At 72.0% G+C, this 15,482-nt stretch carries 15 protein-coding genes and 1 pseudogene; 7 read left to right on the top strand and 9 right to left on the bottom strand.

Translation table 11 applies throughout. The annotated features are described in order from the left end of the window. Positions 1–240 precede the first annotated feature (240 nt). A complete protein-coding gene (locus AB0P07_RS34285) occupies positions 241–1,674 on the bottom strand; it encodes an endo-1,4-beta-xylanase (protein WP_365557734.1) in 1,434 nt (477 codons plus the stop codon). Positions 1,675–2,080: 406 nt separating this feature from the next. On the opposite strand from AB0P07_RS34285, the gene AB0P07_RS34280 reads away from it, so the two are divergent. Then, a complete protein-coding gene (locus tag AB0P07_RS34280; RefSeq protein ID WP_365557731.1) occupies positions 2,081–3,508 on the top strand; it encodes a non-reducing end alpha-L-arabinofuranosidase family hydrolase in 1,428 nt (475 codons plus the stop codon). A gap of 26 nt (positions 3,509–3,534) precedes the next feature. Here AB0P07_RS34280 and AB0P07_RS34275 read toward each other — a convergent pair. Continuing rightward, positions 3,535–4,258: pseudogene (locus AB0P07_RS34275) on the bottom strand (GNAT family N-acetyltransferase). Between the two features lie 114 nt (positions 4,259–4,372). Next, the gene (locus AB0P07_RS34270; RefSeq protein ID WP_365557730.1) at positions 4,373–5,152 is read right to left on the bottom strand and encodes an OBAP family protein; all 780 of its coding nucleotides are present in this window, start codon (positions 5,150–5,152) and stop codon (positions 4,373–4,375) included. A 349-nt stretch (positions 5,153–5,501) separates the two neighbouring features. Between AB0P07_RS34270 and AB0P07_RS34265 the strand changes: the two genes are divergently transcribed. Together AB0P07_RS34265 and AB0P07_RS34260 are read left to right on the top strand one after the other, a co-directional pair. Continuing rightward, on the top strand, positions 5,502–6,902 hold the full coding sequence (locus AB0P07_RS34265; protein WP_365557727.1) for an MFS transporter: 1,401 nt from the start codon (positions 5,502–5,504) through the stop codon (positions 6,900–6,902). Next, positions 6,899–8,053 carry an FAD-dependent monooxygenase gene (locus AB0P07_RS34260; protein ID WP_365557725.1) on the top strand — a complete coding sequence of 385 codons (1,155 nt, stop codon included), beginning with the start codon at positions 6,899–6,901 and terminating at the stop codon, positions 8,051–8,053. The genes AB0P07_RS34265 and AB0P07_RS34260 overlap by 4 nt, the downstream gene beginning before the upstream one ends. Here AB0P07_RS34260 and AB0P07_RS34255 read toward each other — a convergent pair. Both AB0P07_RS34255 and AB0P07_RS34250 read right to left on the bottom strand, forming a co-directional pair. Next, positions 8,040–8,234, bottom strand: a complete 195-nt coding sequence (locus tag AB0P07_RS34255) for a DUF397 domain-containing protein (protein WP_365557723.1) — start codon at positions 8,232–8,234, stop codon at positions 8,040–8,042. The two genes, AB0P07_RS34260 and AB0P07_RS34255, sit on opposite strands and share 14 nt — an antisense overlap. Next, positions 8,231–9,049, bottom strand: a complete 819-nt coding sequence (locus AB0P07_RS34250) for a helix-turn-helix transcriptional regulator (RefSeq protein WP_365557721.1) — start codon at positions 9,047–9,049, stop codon at positions 8,231–8,233. Before AB0P07_RS34250 ends, AB0P07_RS34255 begins: the two co-directional genes overlap by 4 nt. A 144-nt stretch (positions 9,050–9,193) precedes the next feature. Here AB0P07_RS34250 and AB0P07_RS34245 point away from each other — a divergent pair, with 144 nt between their 5' ends. The 4 genes from AB0P07_RS34245 (at position 9,194) to AB0P07_RS34230 (ending at position 12,615) form a co-directional block, all read left to right on the top strand. Then, entirely contained in the window at positions 9,194–9,661 is a 468-nt protein-coding gene (locus AB0P07_RS34245) for an ATP-binding protein (protein ID WP_365557718.1), read from the top strand. Between the two features lie 98 nt (positions 9,662–9,759). Beyond that, a complete protein-coding gene (locus AB0P07_RS34240) occupies positions 9,760–9,942 on the top strand; it encodes a hypothetical protein (protein ID WP_365557715.1) in 183 nt (60 codons plus the stop codon). A gap of 218 nt (positions 9,943–10,160) precedes the next feature. Then, positions 10,161–10,808, top strand: coding sequence for a helix-turn-helix domain-containing protein (locus tag AB0P07_RS34235; RefSeq protein WP_365557712.1), 648 nt, complete (start codon positions 10,161–10,163; stop codon positions 10,806–10,808). 184 nt (positions 10,809–10,992) lie between these two features. Next, positions 10,993–12,615: an MFS transporter gene (locus AB0P07_RS34230; protein WP_365557709.1), complete on the top strand. Its 1,623-nt coding sequence runs from the start codon at positions 10,993–10,995 to the stop codon at positions 12,613–12,615. Between the two features lie 21 nt (positions 12,616–12,636). On the opposite strand, the gene AB0P07_RS34225 is transcribed toward AB0P07_RS34230, so the two are convergent. Genes AB0P07_RS34225 through AB0P07_RS34210 form a run of 4 tightly spaced genes read right to left on the bottom strand, consistent with a single transcriptional unit; the run spans position 12,637 to position 15,295 of the window. Continuing rightward, positions 12,637–13,497 (bottom strand): ATP-binding cassette domain-containing protein, encoded by an 861-nt coding sequence (locus tag AB0P07_RS34225; protein ID WP_365557707.1) that lies wholly within the window; start codon positions 13,495–13,497, stop codon positions 12,637–12,639. Next, the gene (gene cbiQ / locus AB0P07_RS34220; protein WP_365557704.1) at positions 13,494–14,243 is read right to left on the bottom strand and encodes a cobalt ECF transporter T component CbiQ; all 750 of its coding nucleotides are present in this window, start codon (positions 14,241–14,243) and stop codon (positions 13,494–13,496) included. Before cbiQ ends, AB0P07_RS34225 begins: the two co-directional genes overlap by 4 nt. Continuing rightward, on the bottom strand, positions 14,244–14,600 hold the full coding sequence (locus tag AB0P07_RS34215) for an energy-coupling factor ABC transporter substrate-binding protein (RefSeq protein WP_365557702.1): 357 nt from the start codon (positions 14,598–14,600) through the stop codon (positions 14,244–14,246). It abuts the gene before it with no gap. Next, the gene (locus tag AB0P07_RS34210; RefSeq protein ID WP_365557700.1) at positions 14,597–15,295 is read right to left on the bottom strand and encodes an energy-coupling factor ABC transporter permease; all 699 of its coding nucleotides are present in this window, start codon (positions 15,293–15,295) and stop codon (positions 14,597–14,599) included. Before AB0P07_RS34210 ends, AB0P07_RS34215 begins: the two co-directional genes overlap by 4 nt. Positions 15,296–15,482: the final 187 nt, after the last annotated feature.

Below are 15,482 nucleotides of genomic sequence, written 5' to 3'. Positions count from 1 at the left end.
GCTGCGCGCTCCGGGGCAGCAGGCCGGCGTCGTCCGAGAAGATCCGGGCCGGCGACGCCGGCCTGCGCGCGGGTGAGGCTTTCGCCGAGGCGGGCGGTGCGTGGCGTCACGGCACTTCCTCCGGATGGTGCTCCGCGCCGACTTCGCGCACCCGCCGCTGCGGTGAGTCGCCCTCCACCCATGGCCGGTCCCGGGCCGCCGCCATCGCGGCGGCGACCCGGGACGGTCAGGACTGTCCCGTCAGGTAAGGGTCCAGCGTTGGTTGCTTCCGTTGGAGCAGGTGTAGAGCTGGATCTGGGTGCCGTTGGCCGTGCCGTTCCCGACGGCGTCGAGGCAGAGGCCGGACTGGACGCCGACGATGGAACCGTCGGAGTCGAGGCGCCACTTCTGGTTGTCGCCGCCCCAGCAGCTGTAGATCTGGACCTTGGCGCCGTTGCCGGTGCCGGCGGCGTCCAGGCACTTGTCGCCGTAGACCCTCAGCTCGCCCGCGTCGGTGGCGGCCCACTGCTGGTTGCTGCCGCTGTGGCAGTCCCACAGCTGGAGCTGGGTGCCGTCGGCGGTGCTCGCGTTGGGCACGTCCAGGCAGCGGCCCGAACCGACGCCCTTGATCTGGCCGCCCTCGGCGGGGGGCGTGGTGGAGTCGCCGCCGTTGAGCGCGTTGAGGACGGCGGTGTAGGCGGGCTTCTTGCTGCCGTCGTTGTTGAACAGCAGCGGCGTCTGCTCCGAGCGCCACGAGTCGCTGTCGCGCACACCCCAGACCGTGATGCCGAGGCAGCGCTCGACGGCCAGGCAGTCGTTGGTCACGTTGGCGTACGTCGAGGCCGGGGCGCCCTGGATGTCGAGTTCGGTGATGGCCACGTCGACGCCGAGGGCGGCGAAGTTCTGGAGCGTGGTGCGGAAGTTGCTGTCGTAGGGGCTGCCGCTGTTGAAGTGCGACTGGAAGCCGACGCAGTCGATCGGCACGCCGCGCTGCTTGAAGTCGCGGACCATGGAGTACATGGCCTGGGTCTTGGCCCAGTTCCAGTTCTCCACGTTGTAGTCGTTGTAGCAGAGCTTGGCGTTCGGGTCCGCGGCGCGGGCGGTGCGGAAGGCGACCTCGATCCAGTCGTTGCCGGTGCGCTGCAGGTTGGAGTCCCGCCGGGCGCCCGAACTGCCGTCGGCGAAAGCCTCGTTCACCACGTCCCACTGCGCGATCTTGCCCTTGTAGTGGGCCATCACGCCGTTGATGTGGTCGATCATCGCCTGACGCAGAGCGCTGCCGCTGAGGCTCTGCATCCAGCCGGGCTGCTGGGAGTGCCAGGCCAAGGTGTGGCCGCGTACCTGCTTGCCGTTCTGCACGGCCCAGTTGTAGACGCGGTCGGCGGCGGAGAAGTTGAACTGCCCCCGCTGCGGTTCGGTGGCGTCGATCTTCATCTCGTTCTCGGCCGTCACCATGTTGAACTCACGGTTCGCGATCGACGTGTAGGTCGAGTCGCCGAGTCTGCCCGAGGCGATGGCCGTGCCGAAGTAGCGGCCGCTCTGCGCCGCCGCGGCACCGAGCGTGCTCTCGGCGGCGTGTGCGGCCGGCGGCGAGACCAGCGCGGTGGCCGTGCCGAGGGCGCCGACGACCAGCGCCAGCAGCAGGCCGCGCGCCTTCCGGCGGATGTCGGGTCTGGGGAGGGCGTATGAGCCCATGGCGGTGCCTCCAAGGTAGTGGTCACGGGAGGGCTGGAGCGCGTGGTGTGCGATGGCGGCCTGTTCGGGACATCGATCTGCGGCCGGTTTCCCAGACAGGGATGATTGGGTTTTGACGATGCCCGGTCAATACCTCCAGCAAGGAAAGTTTCTGTTTTTTGTCGAAAGTTTCGATGACCACCGCCCGTGCCACTGCTCGCCCCATGTGGGCCTTCGGAGAGCGGCGTGTTTCGACATCGCGCTGTATCGCACGGTAAATCGGCCGGAAATGTTTCGCGGTGTCGATCGATACATGCGAGAGGTATTGACGGCGCTCGTCGGCTCTCTAGGATGCGGTTCGCTCGACACTTCGATCGATGTTCGATATTGCGAACGCACCGTGTCACTCCAGGGCAAGGGAGTTCCCATGCACAGAGGAAGAAGATCCAGTCGCGGGCGAGCGTCCGCGGTGCTCGCCGCCGTGGTCGCGGCTCTGGCCGCGTTGGCGGCGACGCTCGTTGCCACCCCCGCTCAGGCGGCCTCCAGCGGTGCCCTGCGCGGCGTCGGCTCCAACCGGTGTCTCGACGTGGTGGGCGGCAGTCAGACCGACGGCGCGCTCCTGCAGATGTACGACTGCTGGGGCGGGGACAACCAGCAGTGGACCTCGACGGACGCCAACCAACTGACCGTGTACGGCAACAAGTGCCTGGACGTTCCGGGCCACGCCACCGCGCCCGGTACGCGGGTGCAGATCTGGTCCTGCTCCGGCGGTGCGAACCAGCAGTGGCGGGTGAACTCCGACGGCACGGTCGTCGGGGCGGAGTCCGGGCTGTGCCTGGAGGCTGCGGGCGCCGGTACGGCCAACGGCACGGCGGTGCAGATCGGGACGTGCAACGGCGGCAGCAACCAGAAGTGGTCCGGGCTGACCGGGACACCGCCGACGGACGGCTCGTGCTCCCTTCCGTCGTCGTACCGGTGGTCGTCGACGGGTGTGCTCGCCCAGCCGGCGAACGGGTGGGCCGCGGTGAAGGACTTCACCACCGTCACGCACAACGGCAAGCACCTGGTCTATGCCTCGAACGTGTCGGGGTCCTCCTACGGTTCGATGATGTTCAGCCCCTTCACGAACTGGTCGGACATGGCATCGGCCGGCCAGACCGGGATGAACCAGGCCACGGTGGCGCCCACGCTGTTCTACTTCGCGCCCAAGAACATCTGGGTGCTGGCGTACCAGTGGGGTGCGTGGCCCTTCATCTACCGCACGTCCAGCGACCCCACCAACCCCAACGGCTGGTCCGCTCCGCAACCGCTGTTCACCGGCAGCATCTCCGGCTCGGACACCGGACCGATCGACCAGACGCTGATCGCCGACGGCCAGAACATGTACCTGTTCTTCGCCGGTGACAACGGCAAGATCTACCGGGCGAGCATGCCGATCGGGAACTTCCCGGGCAACTTCGGCTCGTCGTACACGACGGTCATGAGCGACACGAAGGCCAACCTCTTCGAAGCCGTACAGGTCTACAAGGTCAAGGGGCAGAACCAGTACCTCATGATCGTCGAGGCGATGGGCGCGAACGGGCGCTACTTCCGCTCCTTCACGGCCTCCAGCCTGAACGGCTCGTGGACCCCGCAGGCCGCGAGCGAGAGCAACCCCTTCGCGGGCAAGGCCAACAGCGGCGCCACCTGGACCAACGACATCAGCCACGGTGACCTGGTCCGCGACAACCCCGACCAGACCATGACCATCGACCCCTGCAACCTGCAGTTCCTCTACCAGGGCAAGTCCCCGAACGCGGGCGGACCCTACAACCAACTGCCGTGGCGGCCGGGGGTCCTCACCCTGCGGCGCTGACCGGGAGAAGGACCTGGACGGCCGCCTCAGGGGGTGCGGAAGCCCCGGAAGGTCACCGGGCGCCGGGTTCGGAAGCCGAGCCGTTCGTCCAGCGCGATCGCGCCGGTGTGGGTCTCGGCGACGTGGAGGAAGGGGCGCTCGCCGCGCGCCAGGACGCGGGCGGCGAGCGCACCGATCAGGCGGGCGGCGTGGCCCTGCCCGCGTGGTTCGGGAGCGGTGCGGACGGCGCTGATCTCGGTCCGTCCCGAAGGGCGCAGGCGTTCTCCGGCCATCGCCACCAGGGTGCCGTTTACCCGCACACCCAGGTAGCTGCCCCGTTCGTGGGTGCGCGGCCAGACGGGCCCCGGCTCGGTCCGCGCGACGAGGTCGAGCATCTCGGGCACGCTGTCCGCGCCCAGCTCGGTCACGCCCAGGCCGGGCCCGGAGTCCGGACGATCGGGGCGGGCAGGGCGGGGCGGGGCCAGATCATCTGGCGGCCTTCGAGGCTGACGACGGGCTCCCCGTCCGGCGGGGGGAGGGCCGGGCAGCTGAACATGTCGGCGAAGGCGCCGGGGCCGAGCAGCTCGGCGAGGTCGGCCCGGTCCTCCGCGTCGGGGTCGGCGGACACGGCGGAGAAGGTCGCCACGTCCGGGAGGCAGGCGGCGGCCCGGCCGAGGCGGGGGCGAGAGGTGTGTGGCGGGCGCCGAGCGACCGACCCACCGGATCGTCCAGCACCGGACTGCCGAGCACCGGGGCGTCGTCGTTCGTCATCGGGCTGCCCTGTCAAGGGCTGTGTCCGAGCACCCGCCCAGTGTCACATCCGCGCCGTCGAGCGTCGGTGGTCCCGCCCGTACCGCTCAGGAGGGGAGCGGACGGCGACCGAGGTCAGCGTGTGAAGTCGGTCTCCTCGATGCTGGTCTGCACCGTCCGGCCGCTTTCCCACGCGTTCGCGCCCGGGGCCACGTCCGGCCAGGGGATGTCCGCCCGCCCCTCCCGCTTGCCCGGTGTCGAGAGGCCGAGCCCGTCGTCCCGGGCCCGGATCAGCCCGTCCGACGCCTGTCCGTCCTCGGTGAAGCCCATCATCAGCTGGGGAATGCCGTAGGGGAAGTCGTCCCGGTCGTACTGCCAGGTGTGGAGCGTCTTGCCGTAGGTGGTGACGAGGTCCTCGAAGTAGGCGTGCTCGGCCAGGTCGGGGATGCCGGGGGCGGTGAGGATGCCGGACTTCACCTCGTAGTGGTGGCTGTGCCAGAGCCGCTTCTCGTCCTCGGGCAGGCCGCGGAAGCGTTCCTCGGTGATGATGTACTCGATGCCGATCAGACGGGCGTCGGGCGCGTTGCGGTCGAAGATCACGCACTGGTGCAGGTCGGGCCGGAGGTGAATGCACAGGTGCGTGGCCTCCACCTGCCGGCCCATGTCGTCGGCGTACATGTGGAAGCCGTTGAGGTACGTGCTCATCGCCTCCAGCGGGTACTTCCGCTGCAGGGCCCCGGCCGCCAGGTCCAGCGAGCGGTGCTTGAGCGGGTGCCCCTTGCCGAGCCGGCCGGCCGTGGCCGCCTTGCGGCCGAGCAGGAGACCGGCCGCCGCCGTGACGCCTGCCGCGGCACCGATGCCGATGCTCGCGGCCGCCCCCGTGCCGGAGCCGTGCGTGCGCCGTGTGAGTGTCATGGGCGGCGAGTCCCCTGCGCCGGGTGCTCGTAACGCGCCGCCTCCGCCGGATCAGTGCCGGCAGGCGAGGACCTTCGCGATGCCGTTGCGCTGGGATCTCGGAGTCCCCACCCCCTACCCCGGTAGTGCCTCCACCTTGGCTCCCGGGTATGACGCCCGGCGCGCGGGCGTCACCGCACTCTGCCTCCCGTCGCCCAGGGACCGCCGCACCGCCCGCGGACGGCTCCCAAACGGACAAGGAGACAGAGATGACGACCCGACAGCCAGAGCAGCCAGAGCAGCCAGAGCAGCCAGCGCAGGAAGCGCACGACACAGGTGAGCCGGCCGGTGCGAGCGCGGCCGGTCGCTCATGACCACGACCACCCTCGCGCCACCGGCCCGGACCGGGAAGGCCGCGGTCGGGGCCCTCGGCCTGCTGGCGCTGTCCACCGGCGCCCTGGAATCGGTGGTGTCACCGACGATCCCGCTCCTGGAACGCGAACTGGACATGAGCCAGTCCGAGGGGGCACTGCTCAGCATCGTCCTGCTCATCACCGGCGCGCTCGTCACCCCGCTCGCGGGCAAGTTCGGTGACCGCTACGGCGGCAAGCGGGTCCTGATCCTGCTGATGGCGGTGGTCTCGGCCGGCGGCACGGTGTCAGCCCTGGCCCCGACCCTGCCCGTGCTGCTGCTCGGCCAAGTCCTCCAGGGCGCGATGGTGGGTGCGCTGCCCCTGTCGTTCATCGTGGTCCGCAAACACCTCCCCGCGGGCGAGTCCAAGGTGGCCATCGGCGTGGTCAGCGGCCTCTTCGTCGGTGGCGGCATGGTCGGCATGCTGGCGGCCGGGCCGGTGGCCGAACAGCTCTCCCGGCACTGGATGTTCGCCCTTCCGACGATCGCGGTCGTCGGGGCCACCCTGCTGGTGAACAGGCTGATGCCGGCCGATCCGCCGGGCCGGACGGACGGCGCGGGGATCGACTGGCCCGGACTGCTGCTCCTGAGCGGGATGCTGGTCACGCTCATGCTCGTCCTCGCGCTGGCCCCCGAAGCGGCCTCCCAGCCGCTCGTGCTCGTCACCCTCGTACTGGTCCTGGCCGCGTTCGTCACCGGGTGGGTGCGGGTGGAGCGGCGTGCCGCCTCTCCCATGATCGACCTGGGCATGCTGGCCCGGCCCGCGATCTGGAAGGCGTGCGTACTGACCTTCGTGATCTGCCTCGGCACCGCGATGGCGGTCTACCTCGTGCCACAGCTGCTCGACGAGCGCGGCGACGGATACGGCTTCGGGGCGAGCGCCACCGAGATCGGCTTCTTTCTGCTGCCCGGCGCCGTCGCCGCGACGCTGGCCGGGCCGCTCGGCGGCATGGGGGACCGGCGTTTCGGTTCCCGGGCCGTCGTCACCACCGGCGTCGTCCTGATGGCCGTCTCCCTGGTCGCCCTGGCGGCCGTGCACAGCGAGGTCTGGCACCTCGTCACCGGCAAAGCGCTGATCGCGCTGGCCAACGGGCTGTGCGTCACGGCGATGATGACCAGCACCGCCACCGCCGTCGACCGCGACGACACCGGCATCGCCACCAGCCTGATCCTGGTGAGCCGCGTCCTCGGCTACGCCGTCGGCGGCCAGCTCGGCGGCGCGCTGCTCACCGCCGCCACTCCCTCGGGCTCGGAGGCCGCCGCCGAATCGGCCTACGTCACCGGATTCGTCGTCGCCGGCGTCGTCACGTCGCTGGCCCTGTTCGTCACCCGCACCCTGCGCAAGGGAGTCACCGCATGACCCGCACCACGCCCCCCACCACGCCCCGCACCAAGCGCAGGCCCACGGCCCTCGTCTCCGGGGCCAGCATCGCCGGACCCGCGCTGGCCCACTGGCTCAACCGCCACGGATACGCCGTCACCGTCGTCGAGAAGGCCCGCACGATCCGCAGCGGCGGCTACCCCGTCGACGTACGCGGCCCCGCCCTCGACGCCGTGGAGCGGATGGGGCTCCTGCCCCGACTGCGGGACGCGCACATCGACCTGCGCCGCCTCACCTTCCTCGACGCGGACGGCGGCGAGATCACCTCCCTGCACCCGCACGCCGTCACCGGCGGTGCCACCGGGCGGGACCTGGAGGTGCGGCGCGGCGACCTGACCGACGCGCTGTACACGGCGGTCCGGGACGACGTGGAGTTCCTGTTCGACGACTCCGTCGACACTCTCGACCAGTCCGGGCACGGCGTCGACGTCACTTTCCGCAGCGGCGGCAGCCGTACCTTCGACCTGGTCTTCGGCGCGGACGGCATGCACTCGCGCACCAGGGAGCTGGTGTTCGGCCCCGAGGAGCGGTTCCACCGGTACCTCGGCCACTGCTTCGCCGTGTTCACCATGCCCAACACCCTCGGCCTCTCCCACGAGACGGTCATGTGGAACACCCCGGGCAGGACCGCCGCGCTCTACGCCGTCGGGGACGACGAGGTACACGCCTTCCTGAACTTCGCCCGCCCCCACCCGCCCCACGACGCCTTCGGCGATCCGCAGTCCCAACGGAGGCTGGTCGCCGAGGTGTTCGCCGACGCCGGATGGAAGGTCCCGGACATCCTGGCGGCCCTGGACGACACGGACGACCTGTTCTTCGACGCGGTGAGCCAGATCCGCATGCCCCGCTGGTCCAGCGGCCGGGTCGCGCTGCTGGGCGACGCCGCGCACGCGCCCTCGTTCCTCACCGGCCAGGGCACCAGCCTCGCCCTCATCGGCGCGTACCGCCTCGCCGGTGCCCTGGCCGACGGGGACCACGTGGCGGGCTTCGCCGCGTACGAGCGCGGGACGCGCGACCTCGTGAGCCGCACCCAGGACCGGGTCGGTGCGGGCGGCGGCACCCTGTTCCCGACCACGGCCGAGGCCCTGGAGCGGCGCAACGAACGGCTGCGCGCGCTCAGCGGCGGATGAACCCCGCCCACGCCTCGCGCGACACGCGGATCACGGGGCCGGGCACGGCCTTGGAATCCCGGACGAGGACGGTGTGTGCGCCCGCGGCTATCTCGACGCAGTCGCCGCCTTCGGCTCCGCTGTAGCTGCTCTTGAACCAGGTGAGGTGGGGCATGACGGCCGAGGGCTCAGCGGTGTTCATAGGTCTCCCAGCAACCTCTCGATGAACTCCAGCGACTCTCGCGGAGTGAGAGCCTGTGATCGGATGATCCCATAACGGGCGGCGGCGAGCGCCGCCTGTTGCGGGTCCGTCTGCAGGCTGCTGGTCCCCTGGGCCTCCGTGTAGGCGAACTTCTTGCCATCCTCCCGGGTGACGACCGTGAACGGGCCGTCCACGCCGGCGCTTTCCTCACGTGCGAGCGGCATGATCTGAATCTCGACGTTCCGTCGCTGCCCCGCGAGCAGGAGGTGCTCCAGCTGGCCTCGGAGCACGGCCTCTCCACCGAGCGGACGTCGTACCACCGACTCGTCCATCACGAAGCTCAGCAGGGGCGCCGGCTGCCGATCGAAGACGCTCTGCCGGGCGAGCCGTGCCGCCACCCGTTGCTCGATCATGTCCTGGTGGAGGGGCGGTCTCCGCATGGTGAGCACCGCTCTCATGTAATCCTCGGTCTGCAGCAGGCCCTTGACCACCAGGGTGTCGTACGCGAGCAACTCGATGGCCTCCTTCTCCAGCGCCGCCATCCCCTGGAAGAACACCGGATACTGAGCCCGCTCCACCTGCTCCTTCCACACCGTCAGCAACCCGCCTGCGTCCAGGACCTCGTCCGCCCGCTCGATGGTCCTGGGCGCCGGAATGCGCCGACCCTGCTCGTACGAAGCGACCGTGGCCGCCGAGTAGCCGATCCGCCGGCCGAACTCCTCGCGCTCCAGCCCCGCCCGGATCCGCAGCGTCTTCATCGTCTGGCCGAACGCGACGACCACCGTCTGTCCGGACGTGTCCGCACCCTCGCTCATCACCACCGCCTCCCTGCCCCAACGCGGCCCCGGCCGCCCCGTCACGCCGCGCGGCTCGTACCCGTACCGACACCGCGCGTACACCGGGCCGCGTCGGTGCGTCACCACTGGTCACGCTACGCGACCGGCGCCACCGTTGTCGGCATGACGAACCAACCCGTCCTCGCCCACGGCGCCTTGAGGCGTACGTTCGAGATGCGCTTCACCTCCACCCCGCGCGGTGCCCGCCTCGCCCGTCGGCTGGCCGCGCACCGGCTGGACGCCTGGGGCATCCCCTACGGCACCCGCCCGCACGAGGAGATCGTGCTGGTGCTCGGCGAGTTGACCGCCAACGCGGTGCGGCACGGCCACGTCCCCGGCCGGGACTTCCACCTGCTCCTGCACGCGGTCGCGCCCTGCGGCACCGTGCGGATCGAGGTCACCGACAGCCGTGGCGGGAGCCTGCCGCCGGAGCCGGAGGCCGTGCGTGCGCCCGACGGCGAGGACACCGGCGGCCGGGGGTTGCTGCTGGTCGCCGCGCTCGCCGAGCGCTGGGGTCGGCACCCGCGGGCCGGAGGGCCGGGCAAGACGGTGTGGGCGGAGTACTCACCACCGGCCGCCCCCACCTGTTGACACATTGGTCCAGACCACCTGCGTTGTGGGCGCTCAACTGCCTCACGCGCGCACGGTTCACCTCACCCCTGTACCACCCCACCACCACAGGGAGAGCCATGTACCACAGGCGCAGACCACCACTGACCGGTACGAGATGGCGCATCGCCGCCCTGCTGACCGCACTGCTGCTGCCGCTCGCGGCGCTCACCGCGCTCGCGAAGCCCGCCCAGGCGGCCGGGGCCTGCTGGGCGGCTTCGTCTGGGAGATGTCCGGCGACACTCCCGACGGCCGGCTCGTGACCGCGCTGGACGACGGACTGGAGTGAGGTGAGGAGCGACCGGCCCTGCCGCCCCTCGCCGGGCGCGGCGGGGCCGGTCCGCCCCACCGGACGCCACGGCCGGTCCGTCGGGCCGGCCCCCGGGCGACGGCGGTGCGGCCCGGTGCGTGCCCGCCGTGCCAGAATGGACACCCCACACCCGCGGGCGCTGCCCCCGCCCCGCACCGCCCCGAGGTTCCCGTGAGCAAGCCTGTCGCCCGCGAGCCGCAGCGACGCAACGCCCGGTCCAACCGGGCGCGCATCCTGGCCACCGCCCGCCGGGAGCTGGGGCGGAACCCGGACACCACCCTGGAGGAGCTGGCCCGGGCCGCCGGTGTCGTACGGCGTACCCTCTTCGGTCACTTCCCGGGACGCGCCGCGCTCCTCGAAGCCCTCGCCGAGGAGGCGTCCGAGGTGCTGCGGGCCGCGATGGCCGACGCGGCGGACGCGGCCGAGCCGGCCGACCGGGCGCTCGCGCACTTCACGCTGCTGATGTGGCCCGTGGGCGACCGCTACCGCATGCTGCTCGCCCTGGCCCGGCACGATCTGGGCGTGGAGCGTGTGTCGGCGATCCTGGCCCCGGCCCGCGCCGAGGTCACCGCCATCCTGGAGCGCGGCCAGCGGCACGGGGTCTTCCCGGCCCACCTGCCGCCCGCCGTACTGAGCGCCGGACTCGAGGCGATGGTCGTCGCGCTCCTCGAACAGGTCAACACCGGTGCCCTGGAGGACGACGGCACCCGGGCCGCCGCCGCCATCCTCATCGCGGCCGGCGTGCCGGAACGGTCCGCGCGGACCGTGGTCGAGGACGTGAGCCCGGCGGTGCCCGCGAAGCCCGTCCCGGCCGAGTAGTCCGTCCCGGCTCAGTAGTCCGTCCAGGTCCGCCGTCCCGGCCGAGTGGGCCACCCCCGTTCAGCAGGCGCCCTCCCACGTGGTGGGCGCCTTATTTGCACGCCCGTGTGCAACAAACTACTCTGCTCTTGTCTGCACGTCTATGGGCAATTAAGTAGCCCTCGCTCGTTTCCCGGGAGCCCTCATGCCCCTACTGGCCACCACCCCCGTCGAGAAGATGCCCGGGCCCTACGCCCGGCGCTGGTGGGCTCTCCTGGTGCTCTGCCTGAGCCTGCTGATCGTCGTCATGGCCAACACCTCCCTGATCGTGGCCGCGCCGGACATGACCGCCGACCTGGGCCTGAGCAGCAGCGACCTGCAGTGGGTCATCGACGGCTACACCGTCCCGTACGCCGCGCTGATGCTGGTGCTCGGCGCGATCGGCGACAAGTACAGCCGTCGCGGCGCCCTCGTCACCGGTCTGGTGATCTTCGCGGGCGGCTCGGTGATGGGCAGCCTGGTCCACGAGACGGGGCTGGTCGTCGCGGCCCGCGCGATCATGGGCGTCGGTGCCGCCGTCGTCATGCCGGCCACGCTGTCCCTGCTGGTCGCGGTCTTCCCGAAGGGGGAGCGGGCCCGCGCCATCACGGCCTGGACCGCCACCTCCGGACTCGCCATCGCGGTCGGGCCGCTGGTCGCCGGCTGGCTCCTGGAGGACCACGCCTGGGGCTCGACCTTCCTGGTCAACGTCCCCGTCGCGGTCCTCGCCGTCGTCGGCGCGCTGATCCTCGTACCGCCGTCGAAGGCGGCCGGTGCGGGCCGCATCGACTACGTCGGCGGGCTGCTCTCCATCGTCTCCGTCGGCAGCCTGGTCTACGCGACCATCGAGGGCCCGCACTTCGGCTGGGGCGCCGGCCCCGTCGCCGCGGCCGTGGTGGCCGGGGTCGGACTGATCGCCTTCGTGGCCTGGGAGCTGCGCCACCCGCACCCCATGCTGGACGTCCGGCGTTTCCTGCTGCGGCCCTTCAGCGGCTCCATGCTGGCGGTGCTGTTCTTCTTCTTCGGCACCTACGGCGCCATCTACTACGCCACCCAGTTCCTGCAGTTCGTCCTCGGCTACGGCGCGCTGGAGACCGGCGTACGGCTGCTGCCGCTGGCCGGTGCCGTGTTCGTCGGCGCGGCGGCGACCGGGCGGCTCACCCCGAAGCTGGGCGTGCGGGCCATGGTCGGCTCGGGCATGGCCATCGGCACCGTCGGCGTCTTCCTGCTCGTCCTGATCGACCAGGGCTCCACCTACGCCGACTTCCTCGCCCCGATGCTGCTGCTCGGCCTCGCCATCGGCCTCAGCGTCTCCCCGGCCACCGACACCATCATGGGCTCCTTCCCGGAGAGCGAACTGGGCGTCGGCGGCGGCGCCAACGACACCGCGCTGGAGCTCGGCGGCTCGCTGGGCATCGCCGTCCTGGGCTCGCTCCTCGGCACCTCCTACCGCGACGAACTGTCCGGCCTCGTGGGTGACCGGCTCCCGGCCGCCGCGCTGGACACCGCCCAGGACTCGGTGGGCGGGGGGCTGGCCGTCGCCGAGCGCCTCGCCACCAACCCGGCCGCCGGACCCCAGCAGGCGCAGGCCCTCGCCGACGCCGTGCACAAGGCCTTCGCCCACGGCGTCTCGACGACCAGCCTGGTCGGCGGCGTCATCATGGCCGCCGGGACGGCCGTCGTCCTCGCCGTCCTGCCCGGGCACCGGGCCCGCCGGGCCGCCGAGGAGGACTCCGCGCAGCGCACGGGCCAGGACCGGGACGCCGAGCTGAGCCGCTCCGGGGGCTGACCCCGGCCCCCGGCTCTCCCGTCAGTCGGCCAGCGCCGCCAGCTCCTCCGCCGTGCGCGGACCGGTCGCCGCGTCGGGCAACAGCCCCCGCGCCCGCAGCAGTCCGGCCGCCGCGACGCCCCACGGCAACCGCAGCCCGGCCCGCCGCAGCAGGTCGGTGCGGGCCAGCGTCGCGGCGGCCGGGCCGGTGCGCACACCGTCCGGGGTGAGCAGGGCGGCGTCGTCCGACCAGCGCAGGGCAAGGTCGACGTCGTGCGTGGCCATCACCACGGTGGTGCCACCCGCCCGCAGCCGGTCCAGGGTGGCGAGCAGCCGCTCCTGCCCGTCCGGGTCGAGTCCTGCGGTCGGCTCGTCGAGGATCAGCACCCGGGGCCGCATCGCGACGGCCCCGGCGATCGCGGTCCGCTTGCGCTGCCCGTACGACAGCAGATGCGTGGGCCGGTCGGCCAGCCCCTCGATGTCCAGCGCGGCGAGCGCCTCCGCCACCCGGGAGCGGACCTCCGCGTCGGGCAGACCGAGGTTCAGCGGCCCGAAGGACACGTCCTGGCCGACCGAGGCCGCGAAGAGCTGGTCGTCCGGGTCCTGCACCACCAACTGCACCGTGGTCCGCAGCCGGGTCAGCCCCCTGCGGTCGTACGTCACCGGCTCCCCGCCGACCGTCAAGGTCCCCGCACGCGGCCTGAGTCCGCCGCTGAGCAGCCGCATCAGCGTGGTCTTGCCACTGCCGTTGCGGCCGAGCAGCGCCAGCGCCCGCCCCTCGCGCACCGCGAAGTCCAGCCCCGCCAGCACCTCGGGGCCCTCCTCGTACGCGAAGGACACGTCCCGCAGGGCGACCAAGGCAGGGACAGGGTCCGCTCCGGGTGACCGCACCGGTTCGTTCACGACAGGATTCCTTCCAGTACGAGGGTGAGGCCGGCCAGCGCCGCCAGCAGCGCGACACTCGCCGCCGTGAACGGCACCGAGACCCGCGCCTCGGGCACCAGCACGCGCAGGGTGCCGTCGTAACCGCGCCCGGCGAGCCCCGACTGGAGCCGCGTCGCCCGGTCGAAGGCCCGCACGAACGCGGTGGCGCCCAGCCCGCCGAGCGAGCGCCAGGTCGCGGCCCGGGTGGTGTGCCCGAGCCGGGCCGCCTGTGCCTGCCTGACCCGGCGCACGGAGTCCAGCAGCAGGAAACTCATCCGGTACGTCACCAGCGCCACGTCCACGACCGCCGCCGGCACCCCGGCCCGCACCAGCCTCGGCAGCAGGTCGGACATCGGCGTGGTGAACGCGAACAGCAGCACCCCCAGCGAGGCCGCCGAGGTGCGCAGCAGCAACCCGCCCGCGCGCACCGCGCCGCCGTCGGCCGCCGTCAGGAACCCCTCCGGGCCCCCGACCTGCACGAGGAGCGGCAGCACCCCCGTCACGCAGAACCCCAGCGGCACCCGGTACGCCCGCCACAGCCGGCGCCCCGGCACACCCGCCGGGCCCAGCAGCATCGTCAGCGCCGTCACCAGCACCAGCGCGGCACCCGGCCAGGGCGGCAGCGAGATCGCCAGCACGGTCAGACCGAGACCGAGCACGGCCTTGTCCACGGGATGACGGCGGCGCCAGCGACTGCTGTGCGCCGCCGCGTCGATCGGCAGCACTCAGTCCCCTTCGGGGGTGTCCCGCGGCACCGACGTGGCCTCGGCAGCCGCCATCGCCCGCTGCTCGCCCTGCCGCCGGCCCCGGCGCAGCCCGAAGTAGTACGCCAGCACGCCCGCGCCGAGCGAAGCCTGCAGCGCGAACAGCGCCGACTCGACCTCCCCGGACGGCGGTTCGTACAGCGGGGAGAACCACGGCTCGTAGTCCGGCTCGATCTCGGTGATCGCCGTCTCCGCCTCCGCGTCGGACCCGCTGAACGGCTCCTCCTTGTGGTCGCCCAGCCCCAGCGCCAGCGGCAGCACCGCCAGCGCGGTCACGGCGAGCAGCAGCAGGGTGTTGATCTTCGCGTTGCGGCTCATCGGGCCACCGCCTCCCGCTCCCGCTCGCCGGAACGGGTCAGCAGCACGCCCAGCCGGGTCAGTTCGCCCTTGCTGGACTGCACGAGCAGCCGCATCACGATCACCGTGAGCAGACCCTCGCTGACCGCGAGCGGGAGCTGCGTGACGGCGAAGATCGAGCCGAACTTGCCGAGCGCGCCCAGGAATCCGCTGCTCGGGTCGGGAAAGGCCAGCGCCAGCTGCACGCTGGTCACGCAGTACGTGGACAGGTCGGCGACGAACGCGCCGAAGAACACGGTGACCATCAGCGGCACGTCCCAGCGGCGCAGCAGCCGGTAGACGCCGTACCCGGCCCAGGGGCCGACGATCGCCATCGAGAAGACGTTGGCGCCGAGCGTGGTCAGCCCGCCGTGGGCGAGCAGCAGTGCCTGGAAGAGCAGGGTGATGGTGCCCAGGACCGCCATGATCGGCGGCCGGAACAGGACCGCGCCCAGACCTGTGCCGGTCGGGTGCGAGCAACTCCCGGTGACGGACGGCAGTTTCAGGGCCGACAGGACGAACGTGAAGGCTCCGGAGGCGCCGAGGAGCAGCGTGCTCTCCGGGTGCTCCCTGACCTCACGGGTGAGTGACCGGACTCCGTGGACGACGAACGGCGCGGACGCGACACCCCAGGCGATCGCGTGCGCCGGTGGCAGAAAGCCCTCGGCTATGTGCATGGCTCAGCAGACCCTCTCCAGCACCTCGTGGATGGACGACGCGCCTTGGCCGGTCTCCTGGCTTACGGGTACCACCGCCCGTGCTCCGCCTTCCCGGATCGCAAGCGATCCAGTGGCTGCCCGTTGGGGCCTGTCGTGGCCGTGGCCGGCGCCCCCCCCGGGGGCGGGGTTTTGTTGTGAGGCCCCC

Origin of the sequence: Streptomyces sp. NPDC085944 (assembly GCF_040686295.1) — a bacterium.
GTDB lineage: Bacteria > Actinomycetota > Actinomycetes > Streptomycetales > Streptomycetaceae > Streptomyces > Streptomyces salinarius.
The sequence above is the reverse complement of the archived record's forward strand: the minus strand, read 5'-3'. Positions and strand labels throughout refer to the sequence as shown.